At 66.8% G+C, this 17,761-nt stretch carries 12 protein-coding genes and 1 riboswitch; of the genes, 4 read left to right on the top strand and 8 right to left on the bottom strand.

What is annotated here, in order from left to right:
* Positions 1 to 12 precede the first annotated feature (12 nt).
* The 4 genes from ACT6QG_RS15305 to ACT6QG_RS15290 are packed head-to-tail and all read left to right on the top strand — an operon-like array spanning position 13 to position 3,967.
* Positions 13 to 876 carry an ABC transporter permease subunit gene (locus tag ACT6QG_RS15305; protein ID WP_444978449.1) on the top strand — a complete coding sequence of 288 codons (864 nt, stop codon included), beginning with the start codon at positions 13 to 15 and terminating at the stop codon, positions 874 to 876.
* 53 nt (positions 877 to 929) lie between these two features.
* Positions 930 to 1,634: an ABC transporter ATP-binding protein gene (locus ACT6QG_RS15300; RefSeq protein WP_444978592.1), complete on the top strand. Its 705-nt coding sequence runs from the start codon at positions 930 to 932 to the stop codon at positions 1,632 to 1,634.
* Between the two features lie 48 nt (positions 1,635 to 1,682).
* A complete protein-coding gene (locus ACT6QG_RS15295; RefSeq protein WP_444978448.1) occupies positions 1,683 to 2,714 on the top strand; it encodes an NrtA/SsuA/CpmA family ABC transporter substrate-binding protein in 1,032 nt (343 codons plus the stop codon).
* A gap of 26 nt (positions 2,715 to 2,740) precedes the next feature.
* Positions 2,741 to 3,967, top strand: coding sequence for an acyl-CoA dehydrogenase family protein (locus tag ACT6QG_RS15290; RefSeq protein WP_444978447.1), 1,227 nt, complete (start codon positions 2,741 to 2,743; stop codon positions 3,965 to 3,967).
* A 41-nt stretch (positions 3,968 to 4,008) separates the two neighbouring features.
* Here ACT6QG_RS15290 and ACT6QG_RS15285 read toward each other — a convergent pair whose 3' ends face one another.
* The 8 genes from ACT6QG_RS15285 to ACT6QG_RS15250 all read right to left on the bottom strand — a co-directional run bounded on the left by ACT6QG_RS15285 (position 4,009) and on the right by ACT6QG_RS15250 (position 17,740).
* Positions 4,009 to 4,932 (bottom strand): homoserine O-succinyltransferase, encoded by a 924-nt coding sequence (locus tag ACT6QG_RS15285; RefSeq protein ID WP_444978446.1) that lies wholly within the window; start codon positions 4,930 to 4,932, stop codon positions 4,009 to 4,011.
* Positions 4,933 to 4,988: 56 nt separating this feature from the next.
* Positions 4,989 to 5,098, bottom strand: a riboswitch (SAM-I-IV-variant riboswitch).
* Positions 5,099 to 5,224: 126 nt separating this feature from the next.
* Positions 5,225 to 5,545 carry a thioredoxin gene (trxA, locus tag ACT6QG_RS15280; protein ID WP_444978445.1) on the bottom strand — a complete coding sequence of 107 codons (321 nt, stop codon included), beginning with the start codon at positions 5,543 to 5,545 and terminating at the stop codon, positions 5,225 to 5,227.
* 80 nt (positions 5,546 to 5,625) lie between these two features.
* The gene (addA, locus tag ACT6QG_RS15275; RefSeq protein WP_444978444.1) at positions 5,626 to 9,192 is read right to left on the bottom strand and encodes a double-strand break repair helicase AddA; all 3,567 of its coding nucleotides are present in this window, start codon (positions 9,190 to 9,192) and stop codon (positions 5,626 to 5,628) included.
* On the bottom strand, positions 9,189 to 12,251 hold the full coding sequence (gene addB, locus ACT6QG_RS15270) for a double-strand break repair protein AddB (protein WP_444978443.1): 3,063 nt from the start codon (positions 12,249 to 12,251) through the stop codon (positions 9,189 to 9,191). The genes addA and addB overlap by 4 nt, the downstream gene beginning before the upstream one ends.
* 119 nt (positions 12,252 to 12,370) lie before the next feature.
* Positions 12,371 to 12,877, bottom strand: a complete 507-nt coding sequence (locus tag ACT6QG_RS15265; protein WP_444978442.1) for a GNAT family N-acetyltransferase — start codon at positions 12,875 to 12,877, stop codon at positions 12,371 to 12,373.
* 71 nt (positions 12,878 to 12,948) lie between these two features.
* Entirely contained in the window at positions 12,949 to 13,650 is a 702-nt protein-coding gene (locus ACT6QG_RS15260) for a nucleotidyltransferase family protein (protein ID WP_444978591.1), read from the bottom strand.
* A gap of 17 nt (positions 13,651 to 13,667) precedes the next feature.
* Entirely contained in the window at positions 13,668 to 15,251 is a 1,584-nt protein-coding gene (gene tsaE / locus ACT6QG_RS15255; protein ID WP_444978441.1) for a tRNA (adenosine(37)-N6)-threonylcarbamoyltransferase complex ATPase subunit type 1 TsaE, read from the bottom strand.
* Positions 15,248 to 17,740 (bottom strand): PAS domain-containing sensor histidine kinase, encoded by a 2,493-nt coding sequence (locus ACT6QG_RS15250; RefSeq protein ID WP_444978440.1) that lies wholly within the window; start codon positions 17,738 to 17,740, stop codon positions 15,248 to 15,250. Before ACT6QG_RS15250 ends, tsaE begins: the two co-directional genes overlap by 4 nt.
* Positions 17,741 to 17,761 lie beyond the last annotated feature (21 nt).

Below are 17,761 nucleotides of genomic sequence, written 5' to 3'. Positions count from 1 at the left end.
GAGCCCGTCATCGTGAGCAATACAGGCCCCTCCCTTGCCCTGCCGCTGGCGCCTTCCGCGTCGCGCAGCACCTCGCCCAAACCGGCCCGGCGCCCTGTGGCATTGACCGACCGGACCTATTTCATTCTCTCCTGGGCCGCGCCGGTTTCCATCGTCGTGCTGTGGGAACTGCTGGCGCGCAATGGCCTTGTCTCCCCCCATGTGCTGCCGGCCCCCACCCGGGTACTCGCCACGGCCTGGAAGCTGGCGGTCTCCGGCTCCCTTCTGGAGGATCTGGGCACCAGTCTGCTGCGCGCGGCCATCGGCTTTGTCATCGGGGCCAGCATCGCCTTTTCGCTGGGCATTCTGGTGGGCTTTTCCCAGCTTGCCGAGGCGCTGGTGGACCGGACCGTGCAGATGGTGCGCGCCATCCCGTTTCTCGCTTTGCTGCCGCTGGTGATCGTCTGGTTCGGCGTGGGCGAGGAGCAGAAGATTTTCCTTGTCGCCCTTGGCGTCGCCTTCCCCATCTATATCAACACGACACTCGGCATCCGCCAGGTGGACCCCAAGCTGCTGGAGCTGGGACGCGTGCAGGGCCTTTCGCACTGGCAGATGGTGCGGCGGATCATCCTGCCCGGTGCCCTGCCCTCCATTCTCACGGGTGTGCGCTTTTCCCTCGCGACCGCCTGGCTGGCGCTGGTTGTGGCGGAAACCATTGGCGCGCAGGCGGGCATCGGCTTCCTGGCCATGGATGCGCGTGAATTCCTGCGAACCGATGTGGTGGTCCTGACCATCGTCATCTATGCGCTCATCGGTGTTGCGGCAGATTCGATCGCCCGCGCCCTTGAACGCCGGATGCTGGCCTGGCACCCGAACTATAGCGGGGCGGGCCGATGACCCTGACGCCTCCTCTTTCCACCACTCCTGTGAGCCCCCCTCCTTCCGCCTTCATGCCGGCATCGGATGAAACGGTTGCGGTACGGGTGCGCGGCCTGCGCCGCGATTACGGGGCGCGCACCATCATCGACAAGCTGGATCTGGACATCAGCCGGGGAGAGTTCGTGGCTCTTCTGGGGGAGAGCGGTTGCGGCAAAACCACCTTGCTGCGCGCACTGGCCGGGCTGGACCCTGTGCAGGCCGGGCATATCGAGGCTCCGGGCCGCCCGGCCGTGGTGTTTCAGGAACATCGCCTGCTGCCATGGGAGAGCCTGTGGCGAAACGTGACACTCGGCCTGCCGGAAAAGGGCGCGCGGGAACTGGCCGCAGCGGCCCTTGGCGAGGTGGGGCTGGGAGACCGGCTGGATGACTGGCCCCGCAATCTCTCGGGCGGCCAGTCCCAGCGGGTGGCACTGGCGCGGGCGCTGGTGCAGGAACCGCGGCTCCTGCTGCTCGATGAACCCTTTGCCGCTCTGGATGCCCTGACCCGTATCCGCATGCACATTCTGGTGAAGCAGCTTGTGGCCCGCCATCAGCCCGGCGTGCTCATCGTCACCCATGATGTCGATGAGGCCATCGCATTGGCGGACCGCATTCTGGTGATGCGGCAGGGGGTGATCGCCGCCGAATACCGCTCCCCCGCCCCCGGCGAGCCGGCCGCGCGGCGCGAACAGCTTTTCACGGAACTCGGCGTGCAGGACATCCCGGCCCGGCACTGACCCTCTCTCCAGCCTTTTCCCGCGATCACCCCGGATACGAGACCTGTCATGACCTCCCGCTTCACGCCCACACGCCGTCAGTTTCTCTCCACCGCCCTTGCCGGGGCCGGGCTGGCCGGAGCGGGGCTGCTGCCCGCGCTTGCCAATGCCCCCGCGGAAGGGAAAGCCGAGGCTCCCGCAAAGGCCGGCACCCGCAATACCGATACGGTTCGCCTCACCTGGGGCTTCAATGGCCTGACCCTGATCGCCAAGGAGCGCGGGGCGTTTGAGAAAACACTGGCGGATCAGGGCATCAAGGTGGAGTGGCTCGGCCCCTTCCCCAATCATGCCCCAACCCTTCAGGCTGTCACCGGGCGCAGCGCCGATTTTGGTTTTGGCGGCTCAACCACCCCGGCTCTTGCAGCCATGATTGCTGGTTCCCCGCTCGTCTTCTCCCAATTCGTTCTTTATGAGCCCCGCACCACCGCGATCATCGCGCGCGATGGTTCCGGCATCGAGAAGGTGGAGGATCTGGTCGGCAAATCTGTCGCCATCAACCGTTCCGGCCTTGGCGAGTTCCTGCTGGTGGCGGCCCTTGAAAAGCATGGGGTGGACCGCGACAAGGTCAATTTCGTCTATCTCAATCCGCATGATGCCGCGCCTGCACTGGCATCCGGCAAAGTCGATGCATGGTCGATGTGGAGCCCGGGCGTGGATATTGCCCGCCAGAACTACAATGCCCGCGACATCTTTATTGAAGGTCGCGATCTCGATTTCTTCATCGACTACAGCTCATATGTCACACACCGGGACTTTGCGCGCGATAATGCCCAGATCGTCGATGCACTCTCCAGTGCCTATGAGGCTGAAGCCCGGTGGGCCAATGAGAATGTGCCCGAGGCCGAGCATATCGTGCAGAACCGGGCCGGATACAGCGATGAAATTCGCGACCAGTTCATTGCACGCAAGCGCCAGTTCAAGCTGATCGCGCCATCCGACACCGCTTTCGTCGCCGATTTGCAGAAGGCGGCAGACTGGCTCTCGGAACGCAGGATCCTGCCAGAGCGCATTACTGTCTCCGAACATCTCGCTCTGCTTTGAAATACTGAAATCCGTCAGGACATATCATGACCTATTCCGCAGCAAAAATACGGCCCACACCGCACACACCTCTCAGCTCTGATGAGGATGACTGGAAGCACCTGTTTGACGAGATCGCCCGCGGCGCCTCTGAACGCGAGCGCACGCGCACCCTGCCCTTCGAGGCGGTGGATCTTCTGCGGCAGGCGCGGTTCGGCGCCCTGCGCCTGGCGCCTGCGGATGGCGGCGCGGGGGCAAGCTTTCGCCAGCTTTATGCATTGACGCTGGATCTTGCGGCAGCTGATCCCAATGTGGCGCATATTTTCCGCAACCACTTCACTGTGGTGGAACAGTTCACACGCCGTGCAACGGATGCGCAGGGCCAGGCCTGGCGCAAGGCGGCGGCGGAAGGCGCGCTGTTCGGCCTTGCCAATGGCGAGGCGAATGCGGCCCCGGCCGGCGGCACCCGCCCGGACACCCGGCTGGTGCCTGATGGAAAGGGCTTCCGCCTCCATGGCGTCAAATATTACTGCACCGGCACGCTCTATTCGGATTATGTGCTGGTGAGAGCCGGCACGGAAGACGGGCGCATGGCGGCGGTCATCATCCCCACCACGCGGGAAGGGGTGGAGGTGCTTGATGACTGGGATGGGGCCGGACAGCGCCTCACCGGCTCTGGCACCACCCGTTTCAACGATGTGTGGGTGGAACCCTCGGAGGCCGTCTTCGATGGGCCGGATCAGGGCTATGGCATTGCCTATGCCAATACACAGGCGCAGCTTTTCCTCACCACCGTGGTGGCCGGCATCGCCCAGGGCGTGCTTCAGGATGCCCTTGCGCTGGTCAACCGACGCAAGCGCAGCTTCTACTATGCGCTGGCCCCCCTGCCTGCCGATGATCCGCTGATCCAGCAGACGATCGGCGAACTGGCGGCCAATGCCTTTGCCGCGCGGGCAACCGTGCTGGCCGCCGCCGATGCGCTGGACCGCAAGAGCATCGCGCGGGAGAACGGGCAGTCGGCAGATATTCTGGCTGCGGCGGCAGCGCGGGCCGCGGCACAGGCCAAGCTGGTGGTGGATCAGCTCACCTTGCGCTCCAGCACCCTGCTCTATGAAGCGGGCGGGGCTTCCGCCACGGAACGCACTGTCAATCTGGACAGGCACTGGCGCAATGCCCGCACCATTGCATCCCACAATCCGGCCAGCCTGAAGGCCCGGGCCATTGGCGCGCTGCTGGTGAAGGGTGAGCCCCTGCCCGAGAAGGGCTTCTTCTGAAAACGGTTCCGGGCGGAACCCCTGTCCGCCCGGATCTCATGTCAGGCCGCCTGCCCGATCTCCTGAAGCTCGAACGGCGTGGTCTGGTAGATCTCGTTGATCCAGTTGCCGAACAGCAGGTGCGCATGGCTGCGCCAGCTGTTCCGCGGCGGGCGTTGCGGATCGTCACCGGGGAAATAGTTGCGCGGGAGAAGGATCTCCTTCCCGTTGGCGATATCGCGCTCATATTCCGCCGCAAGAAGCCCGGTGTCATACTCCAGATGGTTGAACATGTGCAGCATGCGGTGGTTCGGATCATCGAGCAGGCACAGCCCGCTCTCCTCATTGTCCGCAAGGATGCGCAGGCCGGAGCTGGCGGGAATGTCCTCGACCCGCACCTCCGTCCAGCGCGAGACCGGCACGGGGAAGAGATCCGACATGCCACGCAGCCAGGGCGAACAGGGCGCAAGATTGCGATGGGGAAACACCCCGAACGCCTTCTGCGGCAGCTCGTATTTGGGCATGCCGTGGAAATGGTGCACCGCCGCCTGCGCCGCCCAGCAGATGGTGAAACAGCGGTGCACATGTTCCTGCGTCCAGTCAAAGATGGTGCGCAGCTCATCCCAATAGGTCACGGCCTCGAACGGCAGCTTCTCCACCGGCGCGCCAGTGATGATGAAGCCGTCGAACCGCTCGGCGCGCACATCCGCCCAGGGACGGTAGAAGGAGGCCATATGCTCTGCCGGCGTGTGGCGCGCGACATGGTCTGTCATGCACACCAGCGTCAGCTCCACCTGCAGCGGCGTTGCGCCGATGAGCCGGGCGAACTGCGTTTCCGTGCAGATCTTGTTCGGCATCAGGTTGAGAAGGCCGATCTTGAGCGGGCGGATATCCTGCCGCACCGCATCCGCCTCACGCATCACCACAACGCCCTCTTCCTCGAGAATGCGTCGGGCGGGCAGATCATCTGGAATCTTGATGGGCATTCGGCTGACAGTCCGTTCGGGTGCAAACTACAACTTGCAGGGACTGACACCGTGGCTGTTATCCGTTCCATTGCCGGCCTGGGCCACATCCTTCCTTGCGGAAGCGCCACCTTGCCCGGATACGGCAGGTTGGCGTTGGGTGCCATCCCAACTCTTGATGCAGGGTGTTTTTTACAGCGAAAGTCGCAGTCTGGCAAGTGCGCCATCGGCGCGCAGGGCAAGGGCCCCGGCCAGACATGAAGGCGGGGCAACATCCATCATGTCGCCCCGTCTTTCCCTCACATGCGCACGATCAGATCGCGGCGTTGATCCACTGCACCAGCTTGGCCTTGGGGGCCGCGCCCACCTGGCGGGCGGCGATCTGGCCATTCTTGTAAAGCAGCAGGGTGGGAATGGACATGATGCCCAGCTTGCCCGCCACTTCCGGGTTCTCATCCACATTCAGCTTCACGATGCGGACCTTGTCTCCCAGCTCGCTGGAGACCTCATCGAGAATCGGCGCCACCATGCGGCAGGGGCCGCACCATTCCGCCCAGAAATCGACCACAACCGGCGTTGCGGAGTTGACGACTTCAGCCTCGAAATTCTGATCGGTCACCTTCTCGACGGCCATTTCACACCTCTCAAGGGGGATTTAACCCCAATCTATGGAACCGGAACGTAAGAACCCCCTCCCCCTTTCGTCAAGGTGGCTCACCTTCTCGTGAGGGGCTCCAGACCCGCCGTTGCCTGTGCAAGCTGTGCGCTATCAAGGCGAAACAGGACAGGGCCGGCAGTGTAGACCAGCCATGCCTCCAGTGCACGGCCGGGAAAAACATGGCCAAGGGCCGCGCCATAAAGCGCAAGCTGGGCGAGATAAGCGGGGGCGATTCCATCCGCGCGCGGCACCTCCCGGTCGGTCTTGAAGTCCGCCACCACCACACGATTGTCGAAAACCGCCAGCCGGTCCACCCGTCCGGTGAGGTGGAGGATCGCGCCATCGCGGTCCCGGAACTGCCCGGCAACCCCGACTTCCCCCCGGCTGCCCGGCCCGAACAGGTCTGCCAGCGGGGCATGGTTCAGCACGCCCAGAGCCTCATCCAGAATGGCGCGGTGCACCGCCTCCTCCACCCCGTCGGCCGCATGGCGCAGCAGGCGCATGCCCGCGTCCTCACGTCCTGCGGGCGGCACATCCGGCAGGCCATTGAGCAGGCGATGCACCAGATCTCCCCGCACCAGAGGCGGCAGGGCATCCGCAACCCGCCCCGCATCGAGGGCCTGTGAGGGCATGTCGGCCAGCATTTCGGCTGCCCGGCCTTCCATTTCCAGCGCCGCGGCATGGCCGGCCTGGGAAGGGCGCAGTATCCGCACGGGGGTTTCGGGCGGCAGAAGCTGCGACAGCACCACCGCTTCCGGCGCAGGGTCCGCCGGCGCCGTTTCAGCCCGGCTCAGGGATGCGCGCGCAGCCATGCCGAGGCCGCGTTTATTGCGCCAGCGCAACACCTCGCCCTCAAAACCCAGAGCGGGCACACGCTCGGCCTCGCCCTCCAGCGCATCCAGAACGAGGTCATACCAGTTGCCTTCGGGCCGGGCATGGTCCTTGTCCTTGCCCGGCGCGCGGTTTTCCGCACCACAGACAATCACCGCATCTTCCGCGCGGGTGAGCGCCACATAGAGCAGGCGGCGATATTCGGCCCGCTCGCGCTCCATGCCGGCGGCGCGCGCCTCGGCAAGGGCGGGCGTCTCCCCCTTCTTGCCCGGGGCCAGCAGCGGCACCTCGCGGCCCTGCCCGTCCGGCACGACCATAAAGCCGCCATCGGTGCGGGAGCGCGGCACATCCACCGTATCAGCCAGAATGACGATGGGCGCTTCCAGCCCCTTGGCGCCATGCACGGTCATCACGCGCACTTCATCGCGCCCGCTTTCCATGTCGCGCTTGGTCTCGGCCCCGCCGCGACGCAGAAAGGCGAGAAAGCCGGCGAGGCTGGCCGGTTCACTGCCTTCATAGGTGCGGGCCAGTGTCATGAACTCATCCAGCACATCGGCCGCTTCCGGGCCAAGGCGGGCCAGCATGGCCGCCCGCCCGCCATCGCGCCCCATCACCCGGGCGTAGAAATCGAACGGGCGCAGGGCGCGCGCATCAGAGCGCCAGCCTTTCAGCCGGGCCGCCGTGGCCTCATGGCGCGGCACGCTCTCCCCCGCCTTCTCCAGCGCCGCCATCAGCCGCCCGGGGCGGGCGGGACACAAGGCGATGAGATCCTCATCCGTGTAGCCGAACAGCGGGCTTTTCAGCACGCAGGCCAGCGCCAGATCATCATCCGGCGAGAGCAGCGCATCACCCAGCGCCATCAGGTCCAGCGCGGCGATGTGCTCGGCCACGACCAGCCGGTCCGCCCCCGCCACCGCGACAGTCTTCAGCTCTTTCAGCGCACGGATGATGGCCTCGAACGCCTTGCCGCGACGACGCACCAGAATGAGCACATCGCCGGCCTGCATGGCCCGCCCGCCGCGCGAGGGCACCGGCAGGCCGGCCTCTATCCCGGCCTGCACAAAGGCCGCGATGCGCCGGGCAAGCTGGTTCACCGGGTCATCGGCAGGCACCTCATCCAGCGGGCGACGCCAGTCATCCACCTCCTCCACCTCGGCCGGGCAGGTGGTGGACCAGATTTCCACCAGCGCCGGCGCATCGGCGCGGATGGCGGCATGGGCGGGGGCGGTGTCATCCAGCGTCAGGCCCGCCTTGGCGGCATCGGCGGCGAAAATCCGGTCCACCGCCTCCAGCACGCCGGGCGCGGAGCGGAAGGAATGGGGCAGCTCCACCTTGCGGAAGCCCTGCCCGCTCGCCCGCGCGGTGAATTCGGCCCGCATGCCGCCAAAGGCGCGCGGGTCCGCCCCCTGAAAGGAGAAGATGGACTGCTTTTCATCGCCCACCACGAAGATGGTGCGGGTCACGCCCTCACGCGCGCCCTCGCCCGAGAAGAAATCAGAGGTCAGCCCATGCACCACCTGCCACTGGGCAGGGCTGGTATCCTGCGCCTCATCCACCAGCACATGGTCGATGCCCTGATCCAGCTTGTAATGCACGAAGCTGGAGGGCACCGCATTCAGCAGACCGGAGGCGCGGGCAATCAGATCATCAAAATCCAGCAGGCCCCGCGCGGCCTTTTCCGCCTCATACCGCGCACAGGCTTCCGCGCCCAGCATCAGCGCCGCCTCGGTGCGTTCCAGAATCATGGCGGCGCGCAGTTCATATTCAAGGGCGGCGATGCGCTCGCGCTCCTCCACCATGCTTTCATACAGGCCCGGATGGTTGGTCTGAATGAATTTGGTGAGGAAGGCCCGGTCGGATCGCGGCTCACGCTCCTTGGTGAGGAAGACATCGCAATAGTGCGCCAGAGCCTCTTCGCGCGTATCCGCCCCATGGGCGGCCAGCAGGGCGGCGGCGCGGTCGCGGTCGGTCTTCTTGTCCGATGTGGCAAGGGTCGCCGCAACCTCCTCCCATGAATGGGCAGGAATGTTCGGCCCGTCCATCATCTGCCTGCGGATGGCATCCGGCGAAATGCCCGGCAGCACGCCCAGCGCCTCGGCCAGCGCTTCCCGGCGCGGCGCGGCGTCCGGGCCCAGACGCTCGATCTTCTCGCGCACCGCGATGGCGGCTTCCAGCATGTCTGTCAGCCCCTGATCGGAACGGTCCTCCAGCATGCGCGCCAGCGCCTGCCCGAGCGGCGCCTCAAGATCCGCCGTTGCATCAATGATGATCCGCTCGCGGATGCGCGCCATCAGCTCCGCGCGGCCCACCTCGTCCAGCTCCCGGAAGCCTGCCGCCACCCCGGCCTCGAACGGAAAGCGGTGCAGCAGGCCGCCACAGAAGGCATGGATGGTCTGGATCTTCAGCCCGCCCGGCGTTTCCAGCGCAGAGGCGAAGAGGCGGCGGGCGCGGGCGCGCAGCTCGCCTGTCACCGGGCCGCCATCGGTCTCGCGCAGGGCGGCGTCCAGCTCGTCATCCGAATAGCTCACCCAGCGCCCGAGAATGGCCAGCACGCGGTTCGACATATTGGCCGCCGCCGCCTTGGTATAGGTCAGGCACAGAATGCGCGCGGGCGGGGTTCCGGCCAGCAGGAGGCGGATGACACGCCGCGCCAGCACATGCGTCTTGCCGGAACCGGCATTGGCCGAAACCCATGCGGAATGGGCCGGGTCCGAGGCGATGCCCTGCCGGCGGGTGGCCTCCGCCTTGGGCGAGGAGGTTTCAGGGGAGGTATCCTGCACGGTGCCGCTCATTCGTCCTCATCCCCGCCCAGAGCCCATTCGCGCACCCGCGCCAGATGGTCATAATCCCCGAACCGGCCGCGCCATTGCGGCGCCGCCAGCGCGCGGTACCCCTGTCCTTCATCCTCGAACGCCTGCAACAGCCCCATCAGGCCGGTGAGCGCGGCTTCCGCCACCTCCATCGGCGTGCGGTCCTTCCAGCTTACGGGCTTTTCCGCGCCGCCCTGCGCACCGCCCTTCAGTTCCACATAGGCCAGTTCCGAAACCTCGGCGGCCGGCACATCCCTGAACCCACCGCGCTTGGCCATTGCCGCCTCCAGCAGAAGCTGGGGCGAGAGGGAGGCCACCTGTTTGGAGGTGGGCGCGGCGCCGGTCTTGAAATCCAGAATGGCCAGCGTGCCATCGGTCCTGATCTCGATCCGGTCTGCCCGGCCGGCAAGGCGGAAACCTTCGGCCCCCACGGGCAGCTCGATCTGGCCCGAGGTTTCCGCCACCACCGCATGCAACCTCTTGCGCCGCTCCTGCTCGAAACCCACGAGGAAAGCGGCGACCCGCTCGAACCGCGCCCACCACAGCGCATGTTCCGCCGGGAAGATGGTGAGCGGGGCGAAAGCCTTGCGGCCGTGGGCGATCAGTTGCTCATAGGCATCAGGCGGCAGCTCCTTGGGGAAATCACGGGTGAAATTGCCCACGGCCTCATGCAGCGCCGTGCCGCGCTCTGCCCCGCCGGGGGCGGCGTCCAGCGGCTCAAGCGGTTGCAGACGCAGCACATGCCGGGCAAAGATCGAATAGGGATCCCGCAGGAAGGTCTCGATCTCCGTCACCGTCAAGCGGCGCGGGCGCAGGGCCAGGGGTGGGGCGGGCGCCGGACGCTGCACACGCGGCACGGGCGCGCGCGCATCCAGCGCCAGCGCCGCCGCCTTCCAGCGCGCACCGCGCCGGCGCGCATCCGCCCACAGGCCCGGCCCGGCCACGGTTTCCAGCCGCTTGAGAAAGCGCGAGGGCACGCTCTGCGCCCCGCCCACCTTGGCGGCGAAGGTCAGCACCACCTCGCGCGCACCGAAGCCCTGCGCGAAATCATGGGCCGAAAGGCCGGTGCGCCGCTCCGGCAGGGCCAGCCCCAGCTCGGCCCGCATGGGGCGCGAGAGCCATGGGTCGCTTTCCCCCTGCTGCGGCCACACCCCTTCCACCAGTCCCCCCATCACGATGCGATCCAGATGCACCATGCGCGATTCCAGCGGGCCGAGAATACGCACGCGTGAAATGCCGGGGCTGGTCTCCGGTCGCACCACGGCATCGGCAATCAGCAGGCCGGCAACATCGGCATAATCCGTCAGGGAAAATTCCGGCCCATCCTGCGCCGCTGCCTCCACCGCGCGGAAGGTGCTGGCGAGGGTTGCCACCGCGGCATCCGGGGCCTGCAGGTCCAGCGGGCCGATCATCGCCTCCAGAGCCACCTTGTGCGCGGCGACAAGATCTGCGAGCGGCACGGCCATATGGCGCTGGCCCAGATCCAGCAGGCCGCCCAGCCCCGCTCCCAGCCGCTCCACCAGCTCCCGCGCGGCGGCAAGAGCTGCGCCATCCACCCGGCGACGCGGATCATTGCCGCGCAGCTTGTCCCGGTCGAAGGCATCCAGCGCCGCCCGCAGCCCCCCCACCCCGCCCCGGGGGCGCGGGCCGCGCAAGGCGACGAGTTCCAGCGCGGACAGCGCCAGCGCCTTCTCGCGCGGCTCCAGCCCGAAGCTGGCCAGCGGCATGGAGAGCAGCGCGAACAGAGGCACCGGCGCGCATTGCTCCGCCGCCACCTGCACCGCCAGACGCGCCAGACGCCCCGGCTCCGTCTCGCCCAGCGGAGCGCCGGAGGAATCGTCCACCCGCACATTGAACCGCGCCAGCTCCGCCGCCACCCGGCGGGCCAGATCGCGGTCCGGTGTCACCAGCGCCACGGTTTCATCCGCCCGCTCCAGTGTCTCGCGCAGCAGAAGGGCAATGGCGAGCGCCTCCTGCCGGGGATCATCCGCCGCCACCACACTCACCAGCTCCATGGCGCGCAGGAGCGCTTCATCCGGCATGCGCTCATGCAGGCTGGCCCACAGATCCGACGTTTCCGCCGGGCGCATCACCTCGCTGATGAGCTGCTCGCGGCCATGGGCGGCGGGGGCGGCCAGCGGCACCACATCGGCGCGCGTCACCTCCAGCGTATGGAGCAGGCGCGCCATGCCATACTGGGGATGATCCGGCGCGCTGGTGGCCTTGTCCGTGATGAGGGCGAAGGCTGAATCCTCCATCACCTGATCCAGCCCCGGCAGAACCACGGCGCCATTTGGCAGGCGGGAGATGACACGCAACAGACGCGCCGTGGCGGGCATGGAGCCCGTGGAGCCGGCAGCGATGACCGGCCCCATGGCCGCGCCCTGCTGTCGCCCCAGTGCGGCAAGGCGCTGGCCTTCTGCATCCATCAGCCGGTCGCGCCGCACGGCGGGCTCCACCAGCCCCTTTTCCTCCAGAAAGCCGCTGAAGGCGGTGCGGGCAATGCGCAAAAACTCAAGGCTGATCTGGAAATAGGGGTCCAGATCCTGTGGCACGAGACTGTCCAGCCGGCTGATCGGCACATTTGCGGTGGTCAGGTCATCGAACAGGTGGGACAGCTCATCCGCCAGGGCGAGGGTCGCCGCAGGGCCGGCCGCGACAGCCGCCCGCCCCTCGCCTTCACGCAAGGCATCCCGCCATGCCGCCACCAGCCGCGCCAGAACCACGCGCCGATGCACCGGCGAAATGGCATGTGGGGCAGCCAGCATCGGCGCATCTTCCGAGAAAGCCAGCGCATCCTCATCCACATCGCCCAATGGCACGATTTTCGGCAGCAGAATGGCGGTGGTGCCGGCCGCTTCCAGCAAGGCATCGGCAAACATGCGCCCGGCCCGGCGGGTGGGGAGAAAGACCGTGGCCGAGGCCAGCGCAAGCGGATCGGCGCCCGGCGCAAAGCCCGGCACCAGCGTGCCATCCAGAAACGCCCGCGCCAGTACCGGCAGAAACCGGGCGGAAGGTGGAATGGTCAGCACGCGCGGCATGCGGGTTCCTCTCGGATGCGCCCCTGTCCGATGCAAGGCAGCGGGGGTGCAGAATCTGTTTGGCCCAGCATAGTGCCGGGCGGAGCGCACGTCTTGCAATGCTGTCATCAGAGCAGGTTTCAGCCTTGGCTCAAGACCTTGCGCATATAAACCCGACTGAACCCGTTCTCTTGTGCACGCCGGGTCTCGACATAACCGCAGTGCCGATAGAGCGAGAGATTCTCCGTCATCGCTTCATGGGTGTAGAGCGTGATGACGCCATACCCGGCCGCACGCGCCTCCTGCTCCGCAAAAGCCAGCATGCGGCGGCCAATACCGCGACCTTGCGCGACAGGTGCGACAGCAACAGTATCGAGCAGCATCGCCTCCGGCTGGGGCACAAGCACGATCACACCCTGCAAGCACGCCCCCTGCACGCGCATCCCCGGCACCTGCTCCTCGCACTCGACCACATGGACAGATCGCGCATCAATCAATGCGCCATAGTCCGCCAGCATGGGTGCGGGCTTGCGCCCGATGCGGGTGATATAGGGGCTGAAAGCCGCGCTTATGATGCCCTCGATGACGCCCTGATCATCGCAGGTGGCGCGCCGGATATGCACAAAGCCGGAAGCGGGCGGGCACATGGCCGGGTGCTCCTCAATTGCGGGCTGGCGGATCATGCCCCTGTCAGCCCACACCGAAAGCGGGGCAACCCCTATTCCGCGGATTTTTCCAGCGCATCCTCGGCCAGGGCAATGGCATCCGGCGTGCCTACATGCATCCACACCCCGTCCAGCCTCACGCCGAACAGGCGGCCGGCTTCCAGCGCCTTGTCGAAAATCCGGTTGAGGGAAAAGGCACCCTCCGGGGAATCCTGAAACAAAGCCGGCTTCATAATAGCCGCACCCGCATAGACGAAGGGCACCACCTGACGCTCCACCCGGCGCAGCAGGCGCCCATCCGGGTCCATGCGGAAATCGCCCAGCCCGTCATAGCCCACGGACAGCGCGGCAGGCGCCAGCAGCAGCAGGACATCCATCCTTTCGGGATCGAAACCGGCGATGAGCCGGTCGAGATTGGGCTGCGCCCCCTCCACCCAGATGGTGTCGGAATTGATGGTGAGGAAGGGCTCGTCCCCCAGCAGGGGCAGGGCCCGGCGCACACCGCCACCGGTTTCCAGCAGGGCGTCACGCTCATCGGAAATGATGATGCGGGGCGGGCCGGAGCGTTCCGCCACATGGCGCTCGATCTGGCTGGCATGGTGGTGCACATTCACCACCGCCTCCTCCACACCGGCCTGGGCCAGCCGGTCCAGCACATGGTCCAGCAGCGGCCGTCCGCTCACATTCACCAGAGGCTTCGGCACTTTATCGGTGAGAGGACGCATGCGGGTGCCGAGCCCCGCGGCCAGCACCATGGCTTTCTTCACTCGGGTCACGAACGCGCTTCCCTGTTTGAATGGTCTCTCGGCGGAATATCCTGCGCCGGCAAAATAGCCTCATACCAGCCCCTCAGCGCGCCCAGATCCTGATGCCCGAGGCAACGGGCCAGATAGCGGCGCATGCGCGGCAGGTGGCGCAGATAGTGCGGCTTGCCATCCCTGCGATCGAGACGGCTGAAGATGCCCAGGATCTTGGTGGCGCGCTGGGCGCCCATCAGGGCATAGGAGCGGGCGAAGGCGCGGACATCGAAATAGGAATCCTGCGCCCGGCGGGCCCGCACATACTGGCCCACCAGATGCAGTTCCAGCCGCTCGGGCACATCCACCCGCGCATCCTGCGCCAGCGAGGCGACATCATAGGCGCAAGGGCCGATGACCGCATCCTGGAAGTCGATCAGCCCCACCTTCTTCAGGCCCGCACGGTGCGGCAGCCACAGGAGATTGGGGGAGTGGTAATCACGCAGCACCCAGGTCTGCGGCTCGGCCAGAACCGGCTTGAGCGCGGCGCGCCAGTGCAGGTGGAATTCCTCCCGCATCACTCCGTCCACCTCGATGCCGAAGGCCGGCAGATACCAGTCCAGCATCAGGTCCAGCTCGGCCAGAAAGGCCGGCATGTCATAGGGCGGCAGGGTGCGTTCCACGCGCGGGGCCACATGCAGCGTATGCGGCAGGGTGCGCGCATGCAGCGCGGCCAGCACCTGTACCGCCGCCTCATAACGCTCCGGCATGGGCGCGGGCGGATCTCCCGCCAGAACCCCTTCCTGCCCCAGATCCTCGATCACCAGCAGGCCGGCATCAATATCGGCGGCATAGATCTGTGGGGCGGAAAAGCCCTGTGCCAGCAAGGCCCGGTCCATCGCCACGAAAGGCTTCACATCCTCGGCCAGATGCACCAGCCGGCTATAGGGCAGCCCCTGCCGCACGGGTGGGCCATCACCCCGGGCCGGGGCATTCATCAGAACCGCGGAACGGTCCGGCAGAACCAGCCGGGTATAGGCGCGCGTGGAGGCATCGCCCTGCATGAAGACGCGGTCCGCCTCCCCGAAGCCGGCGGATTCGATCAGCACCTCGGCCAGGCACATCCGGTTCAGCCGGTCGGCCATGGCACCATGGGCGGAGAGAATGGCAATGCGCACCTCCTCCCCCAGATCCGGCGCAAGCCCGAGCGTGATGTCGAGATGCGACACCGGCAGGCGCTCCCCCGCCCTGTCGGCCCATTCCACCAGAACGAGCGCATCATCGGCCAGCTCGTCCCACCCCAGCTCGTCCAGCTCCTCTTCCTCGACAATGCGGTAGAGGTCTGCGTGCACCACACGGGCACGGGGGAAATCATAGGTGATGACAATGGGAAAGGTGGGGCTTGGCACATCCGTGCGGTCATCGCCCGCCGCCGCGCGCACAATGGCGCGGGCCAGCTCCGTCTTGCCGGCCCCCAGATCACCCGTCAGGGTGATGACATCCCGCACCCCGAACCAGGAAGCGATCACCATTCCCAGCCGCCTCGTGGCGGCAAGGTCCGGCAGAACCACCTGCCAGGCAGTGTTCAGGCCCGGCACACGCTGGATGAAGGCACTCATGCGGCGACCTCCCGTTTATCCGGCTTACCCTTGAGGGGAAAGACACAGATAGCAAGGGTCCCCGTGGCAGTTGTGCCCGTTTCCCTCACATTGCCGGAGCCCGCCGGCACAAGACGCACCGTGCCGCCATGCAGGGTGACGAAAGAGCGGACGATGGAAAGGCCCAGCCCGACGCCGCGCTTGTCCAGATTGGCGCTGCGGCTCTCAAACCGCTGGAACAGGGTTTCCGCCAGTTCCGGCGCAATGCCGGGGCCTTCATCGCGCACGCTCAGCACCAGGCTGTCCGCATCCCGCATGGCCGACAGCGTGACCGTGCCGCCCTGCGGCGAGGCGGTGATGGCGTTTGAAAGCAGGTTGAAGAGCACCTGCCGCATGCGGCGCGGATCGGCCGTGAAGCTCCCGGCCTGTGCCGGCACATTCAGCGTGAGGCGCACCTGCGCGGCCTTGATCTGGTCCTGAATGGCATCCGCCACCCCTTCCAGCATCTCGCGCACATCCACCTCCACCATGTCCAGCTCCATGGAGCCGGCATCGATGGTGGCCAGATCCAGAATGTCGTCGATCAGCGCCCGCAACAGATCCGAGGAATGGTGCATATGGTCGAGATAATCACGCTGGCGTTCGCTCAGTGGCCCGGCCATGCCCTCGCGCAGCATGTCGGCATAGCCCACCAGCGTGTTGAGAGGCGTGCGCAGATGATAGGAGACATGCCCCACAAAGGCGTTCTTCAGCCGGTCCGCCGCCTCCAGCGCCTCGGCCCGCTCGATCAGCGCGCGCTCCACCTTCACGCTGTCGGTCACATCGCGGAAGGTCACCATGGTGCCGCCATCCGGCAAGGGCTGGGCCGCGCCATCCAGCACCCGCCCGTCCGGCCGCTCGATGCGCAGGGTTTGCGTCTCGCGATGCTCCATCGCCGTCACCACCGCGCGGATGCGCGAAAAGGCCGAGCTTTCCCCATGCAGCGGCCGGCACAGGGCAGCCACCGTATCGATATGCGGCTTGTCCCCCAGCGTTGCCGCATCGAGATTCCACAGGGTAAGGAAGGCGTGGTTATAAAGGCCGAGCCGGCCATCACCGCCAAACACTGCCACCGCTTCCGCCAGCCCGTCCAGCGTCTCGCCCTGCATGCGGATGAGGCTGTTATAGCGGCTCTCCAGCGAGACATGCTCGGACAGGTCATCGAACAGATAGGTGACGCCACCTTCCGCATTGGGCGTGAGCACCACCCGCAAGATGGTGCCATCAGGCAGGTGCCACCAGTCATTCACCGGCTCCACCGCACGATAGGCCTCGCGCAGCTCGGCCCGCCAGGCCCGGAAATTGGTTTGCTCGGGAATTTTCCGGCGGGTGCGCAGATGATCCAGAATCTCGTTGTCGGACGGTTTCTGGTCGAGGAAGGCCGGGGAAAAATCGAACAGCCGCTCATAGGCGGCATTATGGAAAACCAGCCGCTCATCCGCGCCGAAAATGGCGACGGCGGTCGTCAGGTGATCGAGCGTATTGCGATGGGCCGCGACGACACGGGCCATTTCCGCCCGCGCGGCAGCCTCCTCGGTCACATCCACCGCAAGGCCGGCAAGGCCAAAGGGGCCGGCCATCTCCACCACATCGAGCTGGTGGCGCTGGCCCCGCGCCACGGCCCGCACCCGGCCACGGAAGGCCCCGGACCCGCTTTCCGCGCTGGTGGCGGCGGCGCGGGTCTTGCTGTCCAGCAGATCGAGCCCCTGCTCGCGGGCCTCCTCCAGCGTGGCAACGCCCACCGCCTCAAGGAAAGCCCTGTTGGCATAGGAAAGCGCGCCAGCCTCATCCCGCAGCCAGGCCGGGGTCGGCGCGGCATCAAGCACCGTGCGCAGCCCGGCAAGCAGGGGGCCGGCCTCACGCTCCGGCAGAGCCGCCTGTGTGGCGGCAGGATAGATGAGCAGGACGCCGGAACCGTTCAGCGCACGCCCGGCCAGCTGAAAGAGCCGCCCGTCCGCGCCGCGCACCTGCATGTCGATATCGCGGCCATCATCCCGCAGCCGCCCCAGCGCGGCATCAACCTGTGCCGCGGCTTCGGCTCCGAGCCATGCGGCGCGCGCTTCCGCCTGGTCTCCAAAGGCCAGCACATCCTGCTGGCTCTTCATCCAGAGCAGCACGCAGGGGGCGCTGCGGGTGAGCAGGGCGCGCATGTCATGGGCTTGCGCACGCATGCGCGCGGCCATGTCTCCGGCTTCCTCGGCCCGCTCCTCGGCAGACCGGCGCGCGGCATCGGCCAGCCGCACGCGCTGGAGCAGCACACCGGCGGCCGCGACCGCAATGCCAAAGGCCGCGAGCACGGCCCATGTCCCCATGGACACATCCGTGATGGCGAGGGCAGAGGGGACAGACGCACCCGGCGCCTGCGCAAGGGCCGGGCCAATGCCGAATACCGGGGCCAGAACAGTGGACGCCATGAGACGGGCCAGCCTGCGCCGCCACACCACAGCCTGCGGGCCTGGCTGACCGCCCATCGTGTTCACCTGCTCCATCAT

This window comes from Haloleucobacter ellipsoideus (assembly GCF_052491725.1).
The sequence above is the reverse complement of the archived record's forward strand: the minus strand, read 5'-3'. Positions and strand labels throughout refer to the sequence as shown.